Source organism: Cellvibrio sp. ARAG 10.3 (assembly GCF_051846955.1).
Classification (GTDB): domain Bacteria; phylum Pseudomonadota; class Gammaproteobacteria; order Pseudomonadales; family Cellvibrionaceae; genus Cellvibrio.
Window position 1 is genome coordinate 15,896 of sequence record NZ_JBPYCU010000003.1, and the last position, 21,424, is coordinate 37,319.

The window sequence follows — 21,424 nt, forward strand, 5'->3', positions numbered from 1 at the left end:
TTACTTGTCGTTTGTTTTATGGCCGGCAAACAGAGCCATAGAGTATTCCAGCGTGTCAGCGCCCAGTTTACTTCCGATATTACGAGCTGGTAAATCACCGTTACGGAAATGTATGCCGCCATAAAGACGGGATAACCCTGCCTCATCTGCAGCATCAGTAAACGTTGGCCAACTCAACGTCACTGGGTATTGAGGAACGATGCCAGGCTCAACCGTTGAGGCTCCGGCTGGAATTACAGCCGAATAGCCAAACACATCGCTTCCAGTATAACCCCGCAGAACGGCAGCGGCAGCTGAACTGAATGTACTATGTCCTGAAACGCACTCTGCAAACGGAGGAGTCACAACAGTAGACGGCTGATAAGGGGTCCAGTCTGCTCCTGACATCAATACACTTCCCATCCCTGGACCTCCCCAGGCTTGGATAACCTCATTGCCGTAGAGATAATGAACAGCTGTAACTGGCCTTACATAATCGTATTCACGTTTTGTGTGCCAAGCCCAAATGCCAGCATTAAGCAATGCATTATTGAGAGCAAAAAACATTTTCACGTCATCATCAAGCTGATGGCCGTCACGACGAGATACATACTGAGCGAATAGATTCCAATGGCCTGGCGGTAATTCGGAATGCGGGCCATCCGCCCAATATTCGGCGATTACTTTTTGTTGATCAGTCAAGTTGGCACTGTAACTAATCACCTGATCCACCTGCTCCTTATACTCCTTACTGTCTACTGCTGGTGGTGCATCAATCTTGTATTTACGAATCGACTTAATCTCAAATGGTTTCACCTTTCCCCAGTGAGGAGTCAAGAATTTTTGCTCTACAACAACTCCATTTGCGTTTCGAACAGCAAGGGGCTGCCAGCGCCCACCGTCAACGATTTCATACGGAGTATTAACGGGTCTATACCCTGTGTAATCGCTATAAGCACCAGGAGCCAGATCACCCTTCTGATTTGAGCCATCTTGATGACGATATTTAAGAACCGCATCACATGCAGTACGCGCAACTTTTACAGGACTATCCTGAATGTTGCTGGATTCTGTAGGGCTATATCCTAAAGTACTCATAAGCGCATCAAATTTTGGTTTGCTTTGAGGAAACAAATCAACTGCTGCTTGATAATAAGCAAAGCTAACGGCCTTATTTATATTGGCTGGGGTCCGGTGCTGAGCTTTTTGTCTTAAACTTTTTCCAGTATGGGCAGCCAAAGCTTTTTCATCATATGCAGCCCAAGCATCGTAAGCGCATGTCGAAGTGACGTGTAGCGCTCTTGATGCAATGGTGGGGCCGGGAGAATTGTCTCTGATTGCTTGTAGCACCGCGGAGTTCCACTGTAAAACCAAATTGTCAGACGCTGCGAATGCAGAAGGGGCTATGGCCACCAATGATAAGACCGATATAAAAGCGGTGTTTGATAAGGCCTTCATAGAAGATTTCCTTTTCTGTATAGGTTGTTAATCAATGAGTGAGATTACAAATTTTTTTGTGGCATTCCCAATATGGGAAAATGGATCTTTTAATAAAATAATATTTTCGTCGATACCTCCGTAAGTTGAGGTGGCAATTTTAATTGAGTTTGGAAGAAAATATTTATCTTGTTGAACTCAATCGATCATAGGCGACGCAGATTTCCTGATAAATACTTTTTACTTTTTCCGGGCTAATTTCATAATTGCTAAATGCAAACCTTAAGTAATATTCGTTATTCCAGTTGAGCAAAGTTGGATAACAAATATTATGGCCTTGGCAGAATTCAACAAGCTCCTTTTCGATACCCATATTTGCGGTTTTGAAACAAATAACAGGTAGCTTGCTATTTTTTTCCAGCAAAATAAATCTGCTATCAGCATTTATCAGAGATTGGAACAACGCTGTACAATCCAGAACATTCAAAAGAAGCTTTCTATAGCCATTAAAGCCAAGCCCACGGAGCAACATCCAGATTCCCAGAGATCTGAATTGACGCGTCCCATATAAGTTTTGCTGGAACAGATCCAATTCTTCCTTGTCTTCCCAATATCCGCCGCCAGCGGAGCATGAGTCATATAACCTTCGACCATCCTTTACCAAAAGACAGCCTACTCCGAATGACATAAACATCCATTTACAGGGATCAAACGTAATCGAATCAGCGAGCTCAATGCCTTTCATCGATTCACGAATTTCTGCACATGCTGCATAAGGCAATCCGGCCGCTGCATCCACATGAAACCAACATCTGAATTCTTTGGCTATCGCAGATAACTCTCTGATCGGCTCAATTGCAGCAGTAGCGGTAGTTCCTACCGTGCCAATGATTGCGATAGGGTGATAACCCTTTTCCAGGTCAGACTCAATCGCTAACCTCAATTCTTCTAAATTAACCAGTCCTTGTGAATCAACGGAGATCTTTACCAAATTCCTGCTACCAATGCCCAGGAAATCAATCGACTTGTCTATAGAGAAATGAGAGTCATTAGAGCAGTAAACACGGCATGATGATGAAATGCCGTTGAGCTTGGAATCAGGATTTGCTGCATCCCTCGCAAGCTTCAATGCTATTAAATTCGCGATGGTTCCTCCACCCGTGAAAATACCACCAGGAAATTCACTGTCTGGTTGCGGAATATTGAATAAATTCCTGAACCACGTGAGAACCTCTAACTCAATTTTGGTAGCCGCCGGGCCCGCTCGCCACGCCCCCGGTGTTTGATTTACCCCTAGAGCAAGGAAGTCACCAATCACTCCTAAAGGATGCGGTCTTGGAGAAATGTAACCAAAATAGGCGGGACTGAACACATTACAAAAATTGTGTTCGAATCTAGCAAAAAGTTCTTCCAATAGATTATCTATTTTCTCTCCATTGAGAGGTGCTGCTGAAATCTCGCTTGACTTACAATTGCTAGCGACTAGGGAAATCTTGTTGGGATCATCATAGATCCCGCTTAAAAATTCGGATATCTTCGCAATAGATTCAGAAAAATAAGAAACGGATCTCTCCGATTGTGTGGATTCGCCAGCCATGGTTTACTTACTCTATTTCAATATGGATTGATTTTGTTATGGTGAAATGGCTTTCTAAAATCCGATCCCTATCGGTCCCGCTTATCAGGTAGTAGCAATAATGTGGCTGCGCAGACTCAGGCATCGCTCTCACCGGGTCTCCAACGTTATTAAGAACTATAAGCTTTTCGAGCCCAGGTATAGAGTCAATATCGACGTCGCGTTTGACGCTAATGAGTCTGCCAGACTTTTGATATACAACCCCACCAAACAAAAGAGATTCAGCAGAATTTCTCACAGGGATAAAATCGAAGTCAATGTTACAAGACAGCTGAGCGAGCAAGGAGTAAAGATTGTTTCCTGTTAACCGCTCAACTAATTGCGCTGTATAACCTCCACCCGGTCGAAGTCCTGCTTCCAGGATTTTAGGAGTATCTCCATCGTACCTGATTTCGACATGAGCCACCCCTTGAGTAAATCCCATTGCTCTTACGCCTTTTATTGCCAGATTGATTACCCGCTCTGTTTCCAGAGAGGTTAAGCTTGCCGGGCTAAAAGATGCGGTTTCAGCGAAGTAAGGACCGCTCGATGGAATTTTTTCTAAAACAGCGAGCGCCAAATCGCCATGCTGAGGCGACAGGAACAGTTCAACACTAACTTCTTTGCCCGCGCAATATTCCTGCAACATGATAGTTGCTTTTGATAGTCCGTAGGCGAATCGATTCCTATCCTCCAATCGACTAATGTCTAGGCTTCGACTTACCATTTCCTCCAGCTTTGTAAAAGCAGTAATACATTCGCCTTCTGTAGCAAAAGCGATGACGCCTTGGCTGTTCATTGAATCGACTAACTTTAAAACGCCTTTGCCGCCAAATTTGTTTTTTGCTAATCTCCACGCCGAGCCTGCATCATATATTAGATACGATTCCGGGCAGGCAATTCTTAACGTATTCCATAGTAGAAATGACGAAAATTTATTTCTACTACTAACAGCAGTACCTACTGAGTATCCCGTCAAACCAAGATCAGCATTTATTCGCGCTGTCTGAATAACGGTTCCTTCATTCAACGGTATGAACGCATCGATTTTTAAGGAGTTCGGCAAACTGGAAATCCTTTCATATAGAGATGCATAATCGGTAAACTGAGCCCGAATAACGTGCTCAACGCCGTCAACTACACTATCAAAATCCTCGGGTACAACGAGAACAACGCGAATTCCCGTTCGCGTTATTGAATCAATCATGTATTGATTAGGATAGGCGTGAATAATCCCAACTCGCTTTAAGACGCTCATCAGAAATTACCAGTCCTTGTGCCTGCTTTATTTGATAGCGCTATAACAGCTCGATCACCAACATCACGCTGCGCGGCTTCAAATAAATCAACTGTCATATTGTTAGTCCAGACCTTTCCTTTTTCGGACACTTTAAATGAATTTGACTCCTCAAAAATGAGCCCGGCACTCAACCAGTCGGCCAATAGTTTTGGCGAAATGGTGTTCAGTGCTAATTCACGTTGCTTATCAATCTGGAGGAACTTGGGAAACAAAACCGCGCCACGATTTTCTGGTTTTGACAAACGACTGGATATTTTTTCAATCGCATCATCGCCTGCTTCGACTGACTCCATATACTTATTAACATTTCCATACTTCATGTATGAGAAGCCATCAATATATCCTCGGGCGGAAGAACCTACGGCCAAGGTTTCGGCGGAGTGATCGCCAGATCCACCACCCCAGAGCAAGCGGAAGTACTCACACACATTTTCTTTCTTCGAGTAAACCTGATCAGCTACATTGTTGTAACCATTCGAAGTGAGTCCGCTCTTTATTTCCTCAAACAGCGCAATCATTATGTCATCAGAGGGTTTTGGAGGGACTTTCCCCTCGTCCATTTCACGAACAAATTTCGGAGGGAACGCAAAGTAGTGAAGGTTGTAATAATCAACACTATCAAAGTCATCTTGTAAGAATCTACGTATATCATTACGAACATGGTTAATGTCTTGCCCAGGCAAGTTATACATCATGTCCACATTAACTTCATTGAACTTAAATTCCTGACTATTTCTTCTCAGGGTTTCGATATCTTGTAATGTAGCGGCAATATTGAAGGTTGTCCGAAGATTTTCATCGTAGGTTTGAAGCCCAAAACTTATCCTTCCAACACCATGTTCTTTCAATACTTCTAATCGATAGGGATCACCTAGTGTTTTAGGCTCTCCTTCAAAGGATATTTCAACATCATCGGAGATGTTGAAACTTGTTTTGATCGTACTCAGTATTTTTGCAATTTGTTGAGGAGAAAGGACTGACGGAGAGCCTCCACCGAAGTATATGGCTTTGATCAGAGAACTCTCTGCACGCGGCTTCCTTGAAGTATTCACGATATCCAAACACAGTGCATTTGTATAACGCTCATAGACTGATAAGTCCTTATCCACACGAACATGAAACGGACAGAAACGGCACATATCCTGACAATAGGGTATGTGGACGTACAATAAGGTCTCAGTGGATTTATCTACTATTTTTTCAAAGGAACCCGCAAATCTTCCTTTATCTGGATGTGCCTTTAATTCCAGCTCTAATAGCGGATAAAAATAATAGGTCAGCGGAAAATATGATGTATACATCTCGATTTCCTTATGCGAATTCGGGTTCGACTTGATTGAGTTGGATACCGGCAAGCAAGCGTTCTGCATTCCCTCGAAATATTCTATTTAAATCATCGGTAGATATACCAGATTCAATTAGCTTTTTCTTAACGGCAGAATACGCTCCACAAACGGGCAGGTCAGAACCAAATAAAATCTTATCCTTCACAGCACTATCAGATTTCAACCAGTTTAAAACTTCAGTCGCGGGCACTAACGCGGTATCTAAGTAAACGTTTGGATAAGTTGTAGCTATCTCAATAGCCTCTTGGTACCAGAGAGGTTTACCGCCATGAGCAAAAATAATTCTCAACCCTTCAAATCGCTCCGCCAGTTGGCGAAACTCTTCGGGCCTAATATGCTTTTGTTCAGTGTCTTTCTGACCCGTAAATCCCGTATGGAATATGATAGGCTGACTGGCTTCTTCACACAGTCCATAAAGCGACATCATGGTATCTGTGAACGGATTGAAGTCGTGATCTGCGGGATAAAACTTATAACCGCGAATACCTCTCTTCTTATCCTTTTTCCACTCTCCAATTGGATCGTCGTGATGATTAGGGTTGATACTGCCAAATGGGATGAAGAAATCATCATTTTTGCAGAAATCCAGAATGAGACTACTATCGATAGAAAAGTTAGTTCCCGGACCGCACTCTGCAAGAATAACTGCCCGTTCAACGCCATTTAGCATTAGATAATTTTTTAATGTCTCAGGATTAGAGAAGATGTCTTTAACATCTACTTCTTCTTCGAATGGAAACTTTGTTAGCAGCCCCTGAATATCATCTCTTAATAACGAAAACTTTCCAGCATGCACGTGAAAATCGATAATTTTGGGGTCCATTTAAACTGCCTCCAATGCTTCGGTTTTGACGTTGCTGATATTGTTATTAACTGCCTTATGTAAATAAGCCACCAGTGGAACTATATGCTCTGGCTCTTTCCACTCAGCGGATAAATCTTCGATAATATGATGCTCGCTCAACAAAGCGTTTGCGTTCATGTGCCTTATTACAGGATGCAAGAAATTCGAGTCCTCTGCCTGCTTTGCGTTGTCCCTCGCAATTCTCGCTACAGCAAATGGGTTATCGAATTTCTGCTGCCCAAACTCCAGCGTCAATACATACATTTCACGTTTTGCAAACAGAGGATCTGTTTTAATGTAGTCCATAGGTAGATCCTTATAGCAAACAATACCATCCCCAGATCTAACATAAGCATCACACAGAAATCCCGGCTGCTGCCACAGGGAAGACGTTTGGTTCACCCTATCAATGATGTCAGCTGCAAACACATCTGCGATGGCAGGTAGTTTAACTTGCGGAAGTTCCTTTCCTTCGTATTTGAACATAAGCAAGTTAAAAAGTGATCGGACGTTGTATCTAAATCCATGTATGAAGCCAGACATGAATTTTTTATAATCAAGATATTGAGTAATAGTTCCTGCAAAGTACAAACCAGGCACATTCACAGACTCCCAATTTGGATTTTGGGCTGGAAACTTGTTTCTGGCACAAAGGGCGGGCTTACAGCTTTCGTCGAATATTGAGCTATCAAATCGAAAGCCAGTACAAACGATTACATGATCATATGTCAGCGTCTCCACTTCGTCTTCGGCATGTCGATATTTAAATGTAACCGAAAATTGTTCACCATTTTTCTTAATGCTTTCGATATCAGCATCGAGAATCGCGTTCTGTGACTTCAACTGATATGTATCAAGTAAATTGTTATTTACAGCTCTCAGGTGACCAACATAATGAGTTGACCAAGCCATTTTGAGAGAGTTTGGGCTACATAAGTGAATGACAGCAGCTGTTTCCACAAGAGAATCGCCAGTTTCAAATGCTGAATTTCCTTTTCCAAGAATGAGTACTTTTTTGTTCTTATATATGTCTGGATTAGTATCCATATCACAATAATTGGTTGCAGCTTCAATTCCATCAATATTAGGAATCCACGGCTTGCTAACACCGGTGGCGACAATAACTCTTCTTGCTCGATAGATATTTTCAGAAGCAGTCTTTATTAGAAATTCGCTTTCTGATCTTTCGACAGAAGTTACTGCACTGTTATATTTTATGTTGAGAGAAAACTTTGCCGCGTATGCGCCTAGATAATCCACCATATTCTCTGCAGCAGGAAAATATCGCTGACTAAAGGAAGTAAATGAACATTCATCGTCATCTTCTGTCAGAAGAGAATTCCAGTCCCAGCGTAAATTTATTTCCTTGTCACTATATCCGGTATACACTTTGTTAATCGAAATCAATTTACCATGTCGAGGGTGCGTTTTAAAAAACGAACCAGCAACGTCTCCTGATTCAAGAATCACATAGTTTTTTCCATGCTTCTCAAGGTAATAGCCTAGCTGTAAACCCGCAGGGCCAGCACCAATTATCAGGTAATCAATCATTCCTTCTGGGATTAACATAAGATTTTCTCCAATTAAGTTTTACTCTATTTTTATTCCAACGATTGCATGTTTTTCTGCGGACGAACGGGTTATTTGAATATTTTTGTATCTGGATTTTTGCAACAACTCATGAAAGTGCTTTTCAGTGCGGTGCATGCCTCCAGTTTCTAACATCATCGCAATATCCTGCATAACACCAGGGAAAGGACCTGACCTATTGTCATCAAGAATTCTGTCTAAAATTATTACTCTGCCACCGAAGGGTAGTTTTTCCCATATTCTCCCGAGCAGCTCTACGCACTTTTCATCACTCCAGTTAGACATTACATAACCGAGCGTATAAGTATCGCCAGAGGGCAATTCATCAACCCAAAAGTTGCCGGCTTGAAAGGCGGCCCGATCTGTTACGCGATTTTTCATTAGATTTCTTATACAGAATTCTTCGACGTCTTGAAGGTCATACACAACGCCGATCAAATCCGGCTTCTGTTTAAGCGCTGCGACGACGAATGCACCGGATCCCCCGCCAACATCAATGAGTTTTCTGGTTTCATCAAGAATTCCTTTTTCAACAAGTTCCTCAGAGACCGTATAACTGAGATTCCACATTGCATCATGAAATGCTTGCGCTTTTTCGCTCTCACTAAACAAGTTTTCAAAAGGATGTGTTGCGAGACGCTTGTTTGCACCGAGAAATCTCTGCCACTGCGCGTCACCGGACTTTAAAGCTTCAGGAAGATATTCTGCTAAGGGAATGGTATTCCCAATAAAATGATCAAAGATCGAGCCCAAGTAAGACTCATGGCGGTAGTCGAGCTGATCTTTAAATTGGTTGGGAATTCTGTATTTCGATAACTCATCACACTCGACAAGCCCCCAAGCGGCTGCCGCATCAAGAACCCGGCGTACTGATAAATGGTTTAACCCAAGAGTTGTTGCAATTTCATTAGCGGATAACGATTCATCATCTACCAACAACTGGTAAACACCTGCCCGGTGCAGAGTCATTAATACTGATGTGGCCACGAACCCGTAGAGAGCGGCCGAAAGAGGTGACGACTTAAAAGCATGTGGCGTTTGGGGCACGGAGAGCTGCATCAAAATGTCCTTTTGTGCGTTATTACATGTTGCTTACTGAACGGGGCGCGATAATGTCGCATCAACAGTTGATATGTCAACTGTTTAGCTGTTAAATTTGGATGACGAACGAATTCGGACTCGGGTGAGGCTAAGAATAAGAAAAAAGGGGATAGGCTGGAGGCTACACTTTGCTGGAATTTAACTTGCGCAGAAGTTCCACTGTACTAATCAGCTCGTTGATTTTCGATTGAGGAATCGCCTCCCGAAGCTTTTCATCGGCCTTCTCCATTACGGATCGTATATTTTCGCGCAGCTCAAAGCCCTGTAAGGTCAAAAACACTTGGGTCTGCCGGCGATTTGCTGGTGAAACCAGTCGCTTTATCAAGGCAGCGGACTCCATTCTACGAAGCATGCTTGATATTGCCGAATCGTCAATTTCCAGCGCCTTAGCAAGCTGACCAACCAATACACCATTATCCAGGTCGCATAGTTCCAAGATATAAGTTTGCTGGGCTGAAACACCATCGGGAAGATAATTTTTATAAAACTCTGATATTCCTCGCCACCCGCAATAGAAATTAAAACAAACTAGCTCTTTCAAAATGCCGGAATCTATTTGCTCTACACTCACGTGCCCCCCCTAATACTTGCCGATTTGCGTGCCTTGCAATCTTAGCACAGATTATTACAAGCACATTAATTGTTGACACGTTAAATGTTAATGCATTAACTTACGCCGCGTTTCACAAAGACCACCAGTAATCTAAGGATTAGTTGCCAATGAAAAAGCTTTTATCCTCTTCGCTGCTCTCTGCAAGCCTTCTCTTGACTACGCTATCTCCCCTAGCGGCAGCTCAAGAAGCACTGGATATACATATCAAATATCTGGATCTCTCCAGCGAAATAAGCCTCAAACCCATAGCCCCAATGTCAGAACTTCAGATACCGCAGGTAAAGATACGCCCAGCTGCTGCTACGGCATCATTAACTGCGCTTAACCTCAATGCGACGGCATCTCAAAGTGATTTGGATAAGCTGAGCTCGGGAGTGGTGATTGCGGTAGCTGCTAAATTGAAGCAAGGGCGAGGGCTATCTGACCAGTTGGATTTTAAATCGCTGGAAGCCCCCATTATTCGTAAGCACAACGGAACCGTCATTGTGTCCGCAGGTTTAGCAGACTCCACGGATTCACCCTTCGACATTCTGGAACTAATTCATTTTCCAAATCAGGAAAGCTTCGAGCGGCTGATGAATGACGAGGCATATGCACCAGGTAAAAAACTGGGCGATCTGATGTCGAAAACGTATGAAAAAGATGTTGCTATCGCTCAGGTAGCAGTCGTCGGTGAAAATTAATATTTATTCAACCAGGAGGTTAGTGTTATGCGTAAATCCCTTTTTTCAACTTTTTTTATTTCCTTTCTATTGAGCAATGTCAGCATTGCAAAAGACACGACAGAAGCTCGTTGGGACACCGTTTCCAGCAATTTAATGATGCCGTATGGAATTCTTGTTAAATCCCAAAAGGTATTAGTTAGCACCATTCCTACCATTGGAAGTATTGACGAAGAAACCGGAGCGTTTTATGAAAAAACCGCTTTAGCTAATGGTTCTCCGGCTGGCTTCATAAAGGCAGAAAATGGCTACGTGGTAGTTGAGAATGGAACCGGACGGTTGCTCGCGTTTGATAAAAATTTTAGCGATTCCCAGGTAATTGCTGAGGGATTAGGTGACCCCATTACGGTTAAAGAAACTAAAGATGCTTATCTGGTGGTCGATTATAATTTTGGTTTGCCTAATGGCCGCCTCATGAGCATCAGTAAAAAGTCAAAATGGCCGGTCTCCCCTAAAATCCTGCTTACCCTCGATGGCCCTGGAAGTTTTTATGTCGATAAAAACGATCTTGTCTACATTTCAAAATTCGACTCAGGCGATCTTATCGAGTTCAATTTGAAAACCAAATCTCAGCGTATCGTCGCAACTGGCTTAGGCCGCCCATTAGACGTAGTTCGGGTGAATAAGGAAGGATTTTTGGTCAGTGACTTCGGTGGTTTTGATACTACAGGGCGCCTACTTTTCGTTAGCAACGAAGGTGCTGTGGTCACGTTAAATAGCGATTCTATTGCAAATCCAACAGGCCTCTTCCTTACAGAAAAATTTGTATACACCACCGACATGACGGGCGGGAAACTGCTAAAAGCTCGCACATTTAACTTGCTGTGCAGCTCCAAGCAAGCGAATGATTTAAACAAGAAATTTTGCAAGAAATAACCAGGAGTTAAATGATGAAAGAAGCAATTGAAGTAGTAAAATTTCGCTTAGCAGCGGGCGTTACTCAAGGTGATTTAGAATCAGCATCTAAAGCCGCGGGGGAAGCGTTAGCGACCTTTGAAGGCTTTATAAGTCGCGATTTGGGTCAAGGTGAAGACGGAACGTTTATCGATGTGGTTCGCTGGAGAGACATGGATTGTGCTCAAGCTGCCGCCGAAAATGCAATGAAAAGCTCTGCATGTGGCTCCTTTTTCCAGCTAATAGATCCAGAATCAATAGATATGAGCCATTTCAACAAAGTCTAGTCCAAACTGCCTCGCTGCCTCGCTGCCTCGCTGCCTCGCTGCCTCGCTGCCTCGCTGCCTCGCTGCCTCGCTGCCTCGCTGCCTCGTGTTAATGGGGCAGCGAGATAATATCCAAGTGAACAGAGATGAGGTGAGCCAGCAATCTTTGCCGGGTCAGCAAGCAGAGTCTTTGGCGTAGCCCCGCGTGAAATCTCAGTTCGTTCCATTAGATAGTCAGATCAAATCCCCTCAGTTAATCTCTATCAAAAATTATCCTCAAATAGGGGGGAAACAATTACGGTTCAAGTATTTCTCATATATAATAACGTGACAACTCATCCCTAGCAGGCGCCGTTAAGTTGGCTCTTGTCTGGGAAGGAAAAACCACCCTCGGGTGGTTTTTTCGTTTGCGGGCTTGTGAAATCAAAGCAATAAGGGCGGGCAGTGACTCGATACTGCGGGCAGTCAACATCAGCATTTTCCTGCGAATTAATAGGAAATTGGCCTCTTCATTGATGGGCTACAACATGTTACCGTTACGTCTTTAAATAAAGGAAAAGGAGTTTGAAACCATGCTGATTTTGGCTCGATACGAAGCGGAAGAAATTCATTTGCACACGAATGAGGGATTGGTAAGAATTAAAGTGACCAGCGTGAGCCCTCAATCCGGATTGGTTCGTTTGGGCATAGATGCCCCAGATTCTATTGATATAGTTCGAGCCGAGATTGACTTCCTGGATCCAGCGCCGAGCAACCTGTGACAGATGTCCTTAAGGGGAAAACGATGCCTGATATGAAAGACGAACTTGATGCTCTGCTAGCGCGTATTCGTTCTCCAAATACCCGCAAAGCAGGTGACGCTTTATTCTCAGCCGATCCTTTGGATTTGTCCTTGTCATATTCGCCAGACAATTTCGTTAGACATGATTCCCGGCCTGACCTGACATTAACTGATACTAGCTGTAAGAAATCGTAACTATTGAGCAATGGCACGGGCATCTAAAATTAACTTTGCCCATTGATAAAACAAACAATACAGTTTTACAAAATCTCGCACAATCTTCTAACGGCCAGAAGCGGACATCCATCGAGGATTCTCACTCCCAATAAATGCGTGAAAAATTTTGTCCATCCAGAAAAAACCAAAGGATAATTCGCTACATACATCGGCTACACTGGTCTCGTAGAGTAGGGATTAATTGAAAATTATCCATAATCGAGGTTTCGAAGGTATAGCTGAAAAAATCACTAAGTGAAGAACCTTCTTATTTCAGCAATCCAGCCCGGTGTTAAGGCTGTCTTTTTATCCTCATTTTGCTTACATTGTTCGACATATTCACGTGCGAAAACTATCTTATTTTCGCCTTTATTTTGCTTAAAAAAGTCGTCTAGATCGAGATTTCTAAAGTTCTTAATAAAATCTGTATTTCCTGCCTCACTTTCGACATGCGAAATTTTATATAACGGATTTACGGAAATCGCATCTATTGTGTTTTTGAAAAGGATTGGATTTAGAGCGCTTTCAATGCTTGTAGCGCTAGTATCGCTATTGTCCAGGGTTAACAACTCAGTTTCCAAATGCGTCCCTTTATTACTTAATCTTTTAATCGTAAGCGTTGGGCTCCCGTTCCTTATTTCCTCGCAACGAATTTGATCAGTGTCAATAATGCAGAAAACCTTTCCTTGGCACGTATCTTCTGAGACTGGGTTGAGTAGATATTTGTAGAGTCTAATCACTTTACTCTGACCCCCCATAGGAAGGATTCGAAGTCTTTTATTTTTTATTTCATCACTGAAGAAATATTCAAAATAGATCTTTTCACTTATACCTTCGCAAACGATCCAGTTATATGGCGGTGCACTTTTTAAAGAATAGAATATGGACTGAACTAAATCATAAGTGCTTTTCAAGATAAAATTATTGGGAATTTTATTGCCCGATTTTTCAACGGCGGATGCAATTTCTGACCTGTAGTGGTACAAATCGTATGTCTCAAATGAGATTTTATTTTCGTTAATATTTAAAAAATGTCCATACCCTTGGCTTACGACGGGAAGAAAGCCGTACCAATGAGTGGTAACAATAATTTGATTTAACTCAGAAACCTCTTTCAATTTTTCGAATTGGTCATAACATAGTGCTGTATGCAACGAATTTTCTGGTTCATCAATAGCAACTATAACCATAGTTTCGCGATCAGGATTGCGCTTTAGAAAAGCGTACACTAAGTTTATCAGCGCTTGCCTCTTTTCTCCGGCGCTTAACTCACGAACCTTTGTTAGCATATCCCCATTTTGTTTGTTGAGTACACGCTTCTGAAAATACACCTCGATTATCTTATTAACAAGATCCGATTTCGTTACACTGTTGTTTCGCCGTTGACCAGTATCATAGCAATATTCTTTGTTTAAAATATTCTCTATTTCTTGTACAAAATCATCCAGCGTTTTATTTATTCCGCCTTGATTTGTAAAATTTACTGACGTTAAGGCATGCTCAATTTCATCTTTAAGTTTTTTATCAAATATTTTTTGCATTTCCTGTGTTTCAATTTTAGTAAAGCTCTCTACTTCAATCTCAACTGGAAAATAAACGTACGAGAAAGCCTCTTTCAAATATATTGATGTGGAGCGCCAATCTTTTTGTGAAAGCTTTGTGTTTAGAAGCTCACGCTGCTGCTGAACCAGTTCACGCCGCTGTGTCGATTCAAAGAAGTCATCATTTAGTTCGAGAATTTGGATAAGGAAACCTTCCTCACCATGGAAGCTGGCAAAATACGGCTTTGGTGTCGAATTTAGATTCTGTTCGCCGAATATAAATAGGTAGTGCGAATCTTCAGAGTACGCCCCGCTCTTCATAAGCAGTTCGCGTAGCTCGAAAAACTCCTTCATCGATCCTTGTACTGCGGAGTTTAAATCCTGACGCTTCACTCTCCAAAAGTAATCACTCAAAAGCTCAAATTGCTTTTTATGATTTTTAAGCTTTGTCTTTTCAATTAAAAATACGGGCGCTACAAAAGGCTCATTCCCAATCGTATTAATCCCGTCACTAAGCGCACCTTTGTTAATTGGATACATTTTATTGTTAAAAAATGAATCTAAAGCTTCCAATATAGAGCTTTTGCCTGACCCGTTTTCTCCCACATAAGTCACGAACTTATATAAATGACCTACGGGAACAAAATTGATGCCTTTGTATGCCTTTATATGTTTCAAAAATAATCCTATTATCATTAGGACTCCTTTATTTATTTTTTCGATTTTGATTATGACGAAGATCGACCGCAGGTGAGCCTTGGCAAACGTTATATAGAATATTTGGCTAGCACCGGAAGTAACTTTCCAATCTGATATGTGCCGAATCAGCGGTAGTCATGAAGATACCTAACATATCTTGATAGTCCATCTAAATCTGGAAAGACGGTCGCGTGGTGCACTCCATATTTAAACAATTTTTCTAGAAAATATTTTTTCTTATCTGCACGGATGATGATTTTTTTAATCCGATCTGTTTTTAGATTCATCATGCTGGTTGGATGAATTGTGAAAACACCTGATTGGGCGGTTACACGTCTCGTCGAGTGGGAAGGAAGCACGGCTACTATATCCTTCAGATTAGCCAGATCGATTTCCTCTTCTTTTTTAAAACTTCCGACATCATAGATGTAAATTGCTCCATCAAAAGGGGACAAGCTTTGTACGGCAAAATAGCAGGCGATTAATGGGCTAAAACTCCAATCTAACAATCTGGTTGGCAAACCATGATGCTGCGCAATAGTTAACCACTCTACTTCGTTTTGGGGCGGTTTATCGAAGTGAGCCTTAGCATGTGTTTTGAATATCCACATCATCTTTTTTTCCCTGACATCAGCAACATCGATGTCACCATGCCTGAAAAGAGAAGGTAACAAAGCATGTTCATGATTTGATACACCTCTGCAAAGAGCAGTTTTACTTATACCATTCAGTGCTTCATCAAGCTCTGCAAAAGTGCCCGCATAACTCAAATTTTGCCCAGACTTATAGATACTAAGATCAGATGTTATCGCGTCAGATTTTTCGTTAGTAATAGCTAGATAAAGATCTGCAAGTATCTCGCTTTCTAAAAGAGTCCCGTGCAACTCTGATTGAGATGTATCTATAAAATATCTTGAATACAACTCAGGAAGGTTGTTTTTCTGATTGTGATGCTTTTCATCTGCAAGACGTAAGATATCAGTTATGTCATTGTCAAATTGAAACGGCTTCCCAATTTGCATACTGATCTCATGTTGGAGGAATGAAATCACATGCCCGGCATCGTAGGTTACCAATTCAGCCCCATGAGTAAACGAGAGAAATTCGTTAAATATCCTCGAGAAAACAGGCTTATCTTCAAGCATGGCCTCAGTAATTCCATGCCTCGCAGACGCAATGAGTTCAACCGACCGTTCTGGATTTACATATTGATGATAGTGGCGCCCGGTCAGTTGTCTACCTAAGAGCTCTACACAACCGATTTCGATCACTCGGTGACCGGCCGATAATTCACTGCCAGTCGTTTCAATTAGAATGCAAACTTGTCTCAAAAAACGCTCCAAATGTATTTTTTGCACTATCCGAAAGTACTATTGCTCGACTCAGATATAGTTAATCTCGGATTCGTCCGTAGCAGAAGTAAAAATCTATATCAAATTTACACTGCTGCACTCGATCGATCACGACATATGGCCAAAGGGATCAGCAATCAATAAGGCTACATATTCTGAACGTCCGCTTTGGGCACAACTGAGTCCGTCTGGATACATTGAAAATTACTTCAGATCAATTACATCGCATAACGGCCAATACCAGATTTTTGATATGCTCTGCCATTAAGCTTTGAATAGTCACATGGGGTCTCTTCGCATTAAAATGGAATTTCATCTACATCAGATTCAACTAGAGGTTTTTGACATAGAAACACTGTGAGAACACGATCTGCTATTCGATACAATTGGTCAAATGTAATGACTTCAATTCTATTTAGGTGCCCATTAAGGCTGCGTAATGCTTTCTGATGCTTTTCATCGACATCTCTTCCGACAATAACTCGTGCCCTAATTTTAAGAGTGTCTTCATTGTCTTTGACAATAATCTGATCACGATTTCTTTCAACTTCCTCAATGTAGCGTATCACCTGTCCAATTACAGTGCTTAGCTTGGAAGACGGATAGTAAGAGTCGTGTGAATTGTCGTATCGAAAAAGTGGTTCACGTAGTGCGGTTTTAATTTCAATAATTTCCAGAAAATTATCAACTGTTCTCCGGAGCATATAATCGAGGTTGTCGTCTCGTGTCCATGACCTTCTAGATAATAGTTCACTGTATTCGCTACCAAACATCCAAGGGTGTTTTGAAAGAAGATTTTGAAACGCTGCTTCTGGAGTTGATTCGTCCGCTATAAGAATAGCCAATTCTTCCAGTGCTTTTTTGTATTCAATATAGCGAGATGCAGAGCCTATATGACGCAGAGTTTCCTCTGGACTACTTTCTAGTGCTGTTACAAAGTTAGAAAAATCTGAAGACCCGACATCCAGCTTCGATAGTAAAGTTCCCGCCAAATTAAGCTTGTCGCTGTCGATGATATTCGGTAAGGAGTTTAGAATATTCTCAAGCTTAATGTAGTCTTCATCTCGTATAACTCTCAAATCACTCTTAGCACCTTTTAACTCACCACTGAGAATTGCATGCAAAAATTCGTATAGTCGCTTTATTTCGTCAGGACTATCCCCCTCCAATCGAGTTGATTTATCAGGTTTAGCGAACCAACCAGATTTAGTTTTATCGATATGATCAATTCGTAGAGAGTAGTGGTGAAAGTCTTTGGTTTTTGGGTTTAGCACCTCAGTTAAAGTCGCTATTCTAAACGCTCTAGGGCCATCTTTAAGATCAACTTGTGTTATTTGTCCGACATTAGGATTGCTAGTTGTTTGTTTAATTTTAAGCTTAACCTCCTCTAAGGAAGTGTCAGGAGGCAGATGACCTGTTTTCATTTTCTAATATCCTTAGTTCTTTAACTTAAAAACCAGCTCTCCTTCGTCCGAAAAAATCAAATTATTCGGATACAATGGATACGTTGTGGGGTTTTGAACTATGTCAGGATATCTGACGAATGTGCTCGTCAAATCGATCCTCGATATGCCCCTCTTTTACTACTCCTTTTATCGCTTGACGCAAAAAAACTTCAAGATCGCGTTGCGTTAATACGAGTATTAATCCAGCTTGGTTTTTATTCGCAACGGTACTGATATGGTTGAAGTATGAACTCTTAAGCGATTGCCCCCTAAAGGCGATGACACCAAAACGGCCGAATGTATTACTGAAATAATAACTAACTTGATGAAAATCATCTGCGTGTAGATGCTCGTAATTTTTACATTCCCACACAACTTGCGTTGCACCATACTTTTCTCGCACCACCGACCAAAATCCTCCTGCTGCGCGGTTTGACGCAACCCAGTCCCTAATAGAGCTGCCTTCGTAAGTTCTTACTTTAGGCTGAATATTGCTCAATGATCGAAAAAAACAAAGCTGAATAACCTTTCCAACTATTTCCTCGAACTTAGTTGCCCCATCTTTGCCAAGCGGGAGCGTTTGTAAATCTTGAAGTGTCGATTGAAGCTCCTCTTTATAGGAATCAAATCGATAATTCTCAGGAAGGTCTTCAAGCATGCCCTCGTGCTTAAGTGCAATTTCTTCGCTTAATTTTTGAATGAGTATTGGACGTAAATTCAGTGCGGATTGATAAGTGGGATGTATAGTAATATGAGTGTCAGACTCAATCGGAAGTTTCGCGTTTGAGTCCTTTCCTGTCTCCTTGTAGATCACCTTTGATTTACGTTTTAAACCAAAGAAGCCAATATCAAATAGCAGCCCAATAAATCTGAATGCGGTCGTATAGTCATAAAACCAAGATGCACAATGCTTCTTTACTTTTTCATCCACTAAAAGTTTCGATATAAAATCTTCGACGCCCACTAATGTATATTCATTTCCAAGACCATAAAAAGATTCCAGAATTACAGAGATGTTGGGATAGTTTTCAGCGAACTCATCTCCTAAATCTTTCAAGCGGCTAGTGCTATAACGAGTCGAGGCGGCATGCAAGTCCTGATCTGTAATTTTATTATGTCCGTTGCTCACCGCTGATTCTATTGAATAGCTTACAAGCATGACCATATCGCGAGGGCGCTGTTGACACAGCGTAAGCACAGCTTCAGCACTTTTTAATGATTCCGCCTCCTCAAAAAAATGGCTCCAAGCTTCACCTCCCAGTTTCGGTTTAGTATTGAATGGTCGTACTAACCTGCGCTCGACAAGCTCTATTAGTTTTGGCTCAGACCAATCTAAGAAAACCACCGCGGTTTCCAGGCGGGAAAATTCATTATCCAAAAGTCTGATTCGGTCGTAAATATTTTCCCGAATAAAAATGTAGGGGCGAACGTGCTTTGTATTCGCGGCAAGTCTAACACTCGCGTGCATTAATGCCATGAGGGCAATCATTGCTGACTCTGATCCATCCCAAGATTCGTCAAGTCTGTCTATGAGTAACAACGTACTTCCTGATAAGTTATCGTATCGATTTAACTCATCTGCAAGCTCTTTGCTTCGATTTATCTGTCGAAGCCAAAGTTTATCCTTAGAATTTGAGTATGCATCAAATATCTCCTGAGTTAAGTTGAGAATGCGCTGATCAAAATCACAATCCTCAATTAGATTTCTTTCCTTAGATATTGAAGGCGGAAGATCATTGCTATTTATTTGCTTACTTTCGAGATAATGCTTTACGCATTCATCAATGAGTGCCCGTTCCATTGTGTGCATTAAGGATTTGAACGCGCGCTGCCTTGTGTCCCTAAATTCCTCATGCGCGAGAGGTAGACGCAATAAGTCAAAAATATGAGGCGTTATAGAAAAAGTGTTTTTCGGAAATTTTCTTTGAAGTTCATAGGTTATAGCGGTTTTGCCCGCGCCGCGCCGCCCGACAAAAAAACATTTTCCAGCATCTGGATCTAAAGCAGCCAATGTAGCAGGAGTGTTAACAAATAGCTGAGGATCGTTACGAATAAGATCATATTCAGCAAATGCCTGCCCGAGCTGAATTCTTTCCAAAGCGTTTTTAGGTAAAATGACTGGCATGCGTGTTCCCTATAAGTTATTCGAATTGTAGCGCTTGAGTATAGCGCACTGATTAAGGAGCCCATGTCCGCTTTGGGCACACAGCAGTCTTACCCTAACCATTGAAAGGAGTCAATTACTCGGCATTACTCCTTCTACACCGGTTAAATCTTCGCATTTATTGGGACTATCTTGACCGATGGTTTTTGCGATAGTACCGAGGTTACGAGATAGCGGTAGATGTCTCTATCGATTTGCTTTTCGCAGTCTTTGTTGGCCATTCGTTGAATCTCATCCATACAGTTCGCAGTGCCCAATACACACCAGTTGTTTATTAGTAAAAACTCTTCTTGTTCAGGATCGCTGCTTTCCGACAGTACTACAGGGCCATTGTATGGCCAAGCTTTTAGGGCCAATCCAGAAAGGCTTTCGAGCAGTTTGACATTATGTTGTAGTAGTTTCTGTTTGCCCACACAATAGCCCGGGCATCTTTTTAGTTGATGACTGGAGCAGCCTCGCTTATTAACTGGTTCTATTCCGCATACCTGATAGCATAGCCCATTTTCATCGCATATCGCCTGGATAGCCTCTTTGGCTTTTTTGTTAGACTGGAATAGTCCATAGAGCTTGTTGCCTGTACCGGGCATTTCTGACACCGGAAATATTTTTGGCATCAGTAGTCCATCGTCATGCTCTGCCAGGTGGATACTGTAAAACGTACTAACTCGACGTAGCTTACGATTGTAGATCGGTTGTAGTTCTTTTACCTTCCTGGATTCCAGAATGAGGGCCGACAATTCCCCTGGAGTTTTATCAAAGGTAACATTTCGGGTTTGTTGACAGATTTTCATTTCCCTGGAGGACTTGTGGTCGGCCGTGAAATGGGAGAGCACGCGCTTGCGGATATTCACACTTTTTCCGATGTAAAGTAGCTCTTTGTTCTCCCCCCAAAAATAGTAAACACCCGGTGAATTGGGTAAATCCGCTATTAAGCTCGCATCGAAATTGGAAGGCATACTTTCCTTACGGTGTTGATGTTTTATTGCCTCTCTAATTGCTATTTCGCCCTTCTCCTCTTCGGCAATAGTCATAAATTTGTAAGTCGCTTTGGCATCGTCGAGCGCGCGGTGTCGATGAGTGACGTAAATTTGATGACGAGCGATAATTTTCTCAAGACTATGTCCTTCACGATCCGCGTAGAGAAATCGGGAGAGTTTGACCGTGCACATTAACTTTGATTTGAACGTGTAAGCCAGCCGAGCAAATTCGTTGCGAATAAACCCGTAGTCGAACCGGACATTGTGTGCGATAAATAACTTGCCCTGCAGGCGTAGAAGGATCTCTTTGGCAACCTGTTCAAAGTAGGGTGCTGCTTTTACCATGTCGTTAGTGATGCCGGTTAGCAGCTGGATACCCTCCGGAATATGTGCCCGTGGATTAATGAGTGTGGACCATTCCTTTACGCCATCTTCAGTGACTTCGATAATTCCGATTTCAGTAATGCGATCATAGGTCACGTTCCCTCCGGTGGTTTCGATATCAACAATGGCACAAGGTATTGGAAAATATTTCAGCATAG

General features: G+C 42.0%; 17 protein-coding genes. 4 read left to right on the forward strand and 13 right to left on the reverse strand.

Annotated features, from left to right (window positions below):
• From ACSV5M_RS04805 to ACSV5M_RS04840, 8 genes are all read right to left on the reverse strand, one after another.
• The gene (locus ACSV5M_RS04805; protein ID WP_439174459.1) at nt 1-1,437 is read right to left on the reverse strand and encodes a vanadium-dependent haloperoxidase; all 1,437 of its coding nucleotides are present in this window, start codon (nt 1,435-1,437) and stop codon (nt 1-3) included.
• A gap of 163 nt (nt 1,438-1,600) precedes the next feature.
• Entirely contained in the window at nt 1,601-3,013 is a 1,413-nt protein-coding gene (locus tag ACSV5M_RS04810) for a pyridoxal phosphate-dependent decarboxylase family protein (protein WP_439174460.1), read from the reverse strand.
• 7 nt (nt 3,014-3,020) lie between these two features.
• Nucleotides 3,021-4,289, reverse strand: a complete 1,269-nt coding sequence (locus tag ACSV5M_RS04815; RefSeq protein WP_439174461.1) for an ATP-grasp domain-containing protein — start codon at nt 4,287-4,289, stop codon at nt 3,021-3,023.
• A complete protein-coding gene (locus tag ACSV5M_RS04820) occupies nt 4,289-5,632 on the reverse strand; it encodes a coproporphyrinogen-III oxidase family protein (protein WP_439174462.1) in 1,344 nt (447 codons plus the stop codon). Before ACSV5M_RS04820 ends, ACSV5M_RS04815 begins: the two co-directional genes overlap by 1 nt.
• A gap of 10 nt (nt 5,633-5,642) precedes the next feature.
• Entirely contained in the window at nt 5,643-6,500 is an 858-nt protein-coding gene (locus tag ACSV5M_RS04825) for an amidohydrolase family protein (RefSeq protein WP_439174463.1), read from the reverse strand.
• Nucleotides 6,501-8,090 carry an NAD(P)-binding domain-containing protein gene (locus tag ACSV5M_RS04830; protein ID WP_439174464.1) on the reverse strand — a complete coding sequence of 530 codons (1,590 nt, stop codon included), beginning with the start codon at nt 8,088-8,090 and terminating at the stop codon, nt 6,501-6,503.
• Nucleotides 8,091-8,111: 21 nt separating this feature from the next.
• On the reverse strand, nt 8,112-9,170 hold the full coding sequence (locus ACSV5M_RS04835; protein ID WP_439174465.1) for a methyltransferase: 1,059 nt from the start codon (nt 9,168-9,170) through the stop codon (nt 8,112-8,114).
• A 163-nt stretch (nt 9,171-9,333) separates the two neighbouring features.
• Nucleotides 9,334-9,783, reverse strand: coding sequence for a MarR family winged helix-turn-helix transcriptional regulator (locus tag ACSV5M_RS04840; protein WP_439174466.1), 450 nt, complete (start codon nt 9,781-9,783; stop codon nt 9,334-9,336).
• Nucleotides 9,784-9,932: 149 nt separating this feature from the next.
• Between ACSV5M_RS04840 and ACSV5M_RS04845 the strand changes: the two genes are divergently transcribed.
• The 4 genes from ACSV5M_RS04845 (at nt 9,933) to ACSV5M_RS04860 (ending at nt 12,468) form a co-directional block, all read left to right on the forward strand.
• A complete protein-coding gene (locus tag ACSV5M_RS04845) occupies nt 9,933-10,508 on the forward strand; it encodes a hypothetical protein (RefSeq protein ID WP_439174467.1) in 576 nt (191 codons plus the stop codon).
• A 27-nt stretch (nt 10,509-10,535) separates the two neighbouring features.
• Nucleotides 10,536-11,423 (forward strand): hypothetical protein, encoded by an 888-nt coding sequence (locus tag ACSV5M_RS04850; protein ID WP_439174468.1) that lies wholly within the window; start codon nt 10,536-10,538, stop codon nt 11,421-11,423.
• An 11-nt stretch (nt 11,424-11,434) separates the two neighbouring features.
• On the forward strand, nt 11,435-11,728 hold the full coding sequence (locus tag ACSV5M_RS04855; protein ID WP_439174469.1) for a hypothetical protein: 294 nt from the start codon (nt 11,435-11,437) through the stop codon (nt 11,726-11,728).
• 551 nt (nt 11,729-12,279) lie between these two features.
• Nucleotides 12,280-12,468 (forward strand): carbon storage regulator, encoded by a 189-nt coding sequence (locus ACSV5M_RS04860; RefSeq protein ID WP_439174470.1) that lies wholly within the window; start codon nt 12,280-12,282, stop codon nt 12,466-12,468.
• A gap of 487 nt (nt 12,469-12,955) precedes the next feature.
• On the opposite strand, the gene ACSV5M_RS04865 is transcribed toward ACSV5M_RS04860, so the two are convergent.
• The 5 genes from ACSV5M_RS04865 to ACSV5M_RS04885 form a co-directional block, all read right to left on the reverse strand.
• Entirely contained in the window at nt 12,956-14,941 is a 1,986-nt protein-coding gene (locus ACSV5M_RS04865; protein WP_439174471.1) for an AAA family ATPase, read from the reverse strand.
• A 128-nt stretch (nt 14,942-15,069) separates the two neighbouring features.
• Nucleotides 15,070-16,215: an FRG domain-containing protein gene (locus tag ACSV5M_RS04870; protein ID WP_439174472.1), complete on the reverse strand. Its 1,146-nt coding sequence runs from the start codon at nt 16,213-16,215 to the stop codon at nt 15,070-15,072.
• A 380-nt stretch (nt 16,216-16,595) separates the two neighbouring features.
• Nucleotides 16,596-17,720 carry a Shedu anti-phage system protein SduA domain-containing protein gene (locus tag ACSV5M_RS04875; protein ID WP_439174473.1) on the reverse strand — a complete coding sequence of 375 codons (1,125 nt, stop codon included), beginning with the start codon at nt 17,718-17,720 and terminating at the stop codon, nt 16,596-16,598.
• 103 nt (nt 17,721-17,823) lie between these two features.
• On the reverse strand, nt 17,824-19,866 hold the full coding sequence (locus ACSV5M_RS04880; RefSeq protein ID WP_439174474.1) for a P-loop ATPase, Sll1717 family: 2,043 nt from the start codon (nt 19,864-19,866) through the stop codon (nt 17,824-17,826).
• 143 nt (nt 19,867-20,009) lie between these two features.
• Entirely contained in the window at nt 20,010-21,422 is a 1,413-nt protein-coding gene (locus ACSV5M_RS04885; protein WP_439174475.1) for an exonuclease domain-containing protein, read from the reverse strand.
• Nucleotides 21,423-21,424: the final 2 nt, after the last annotated feature.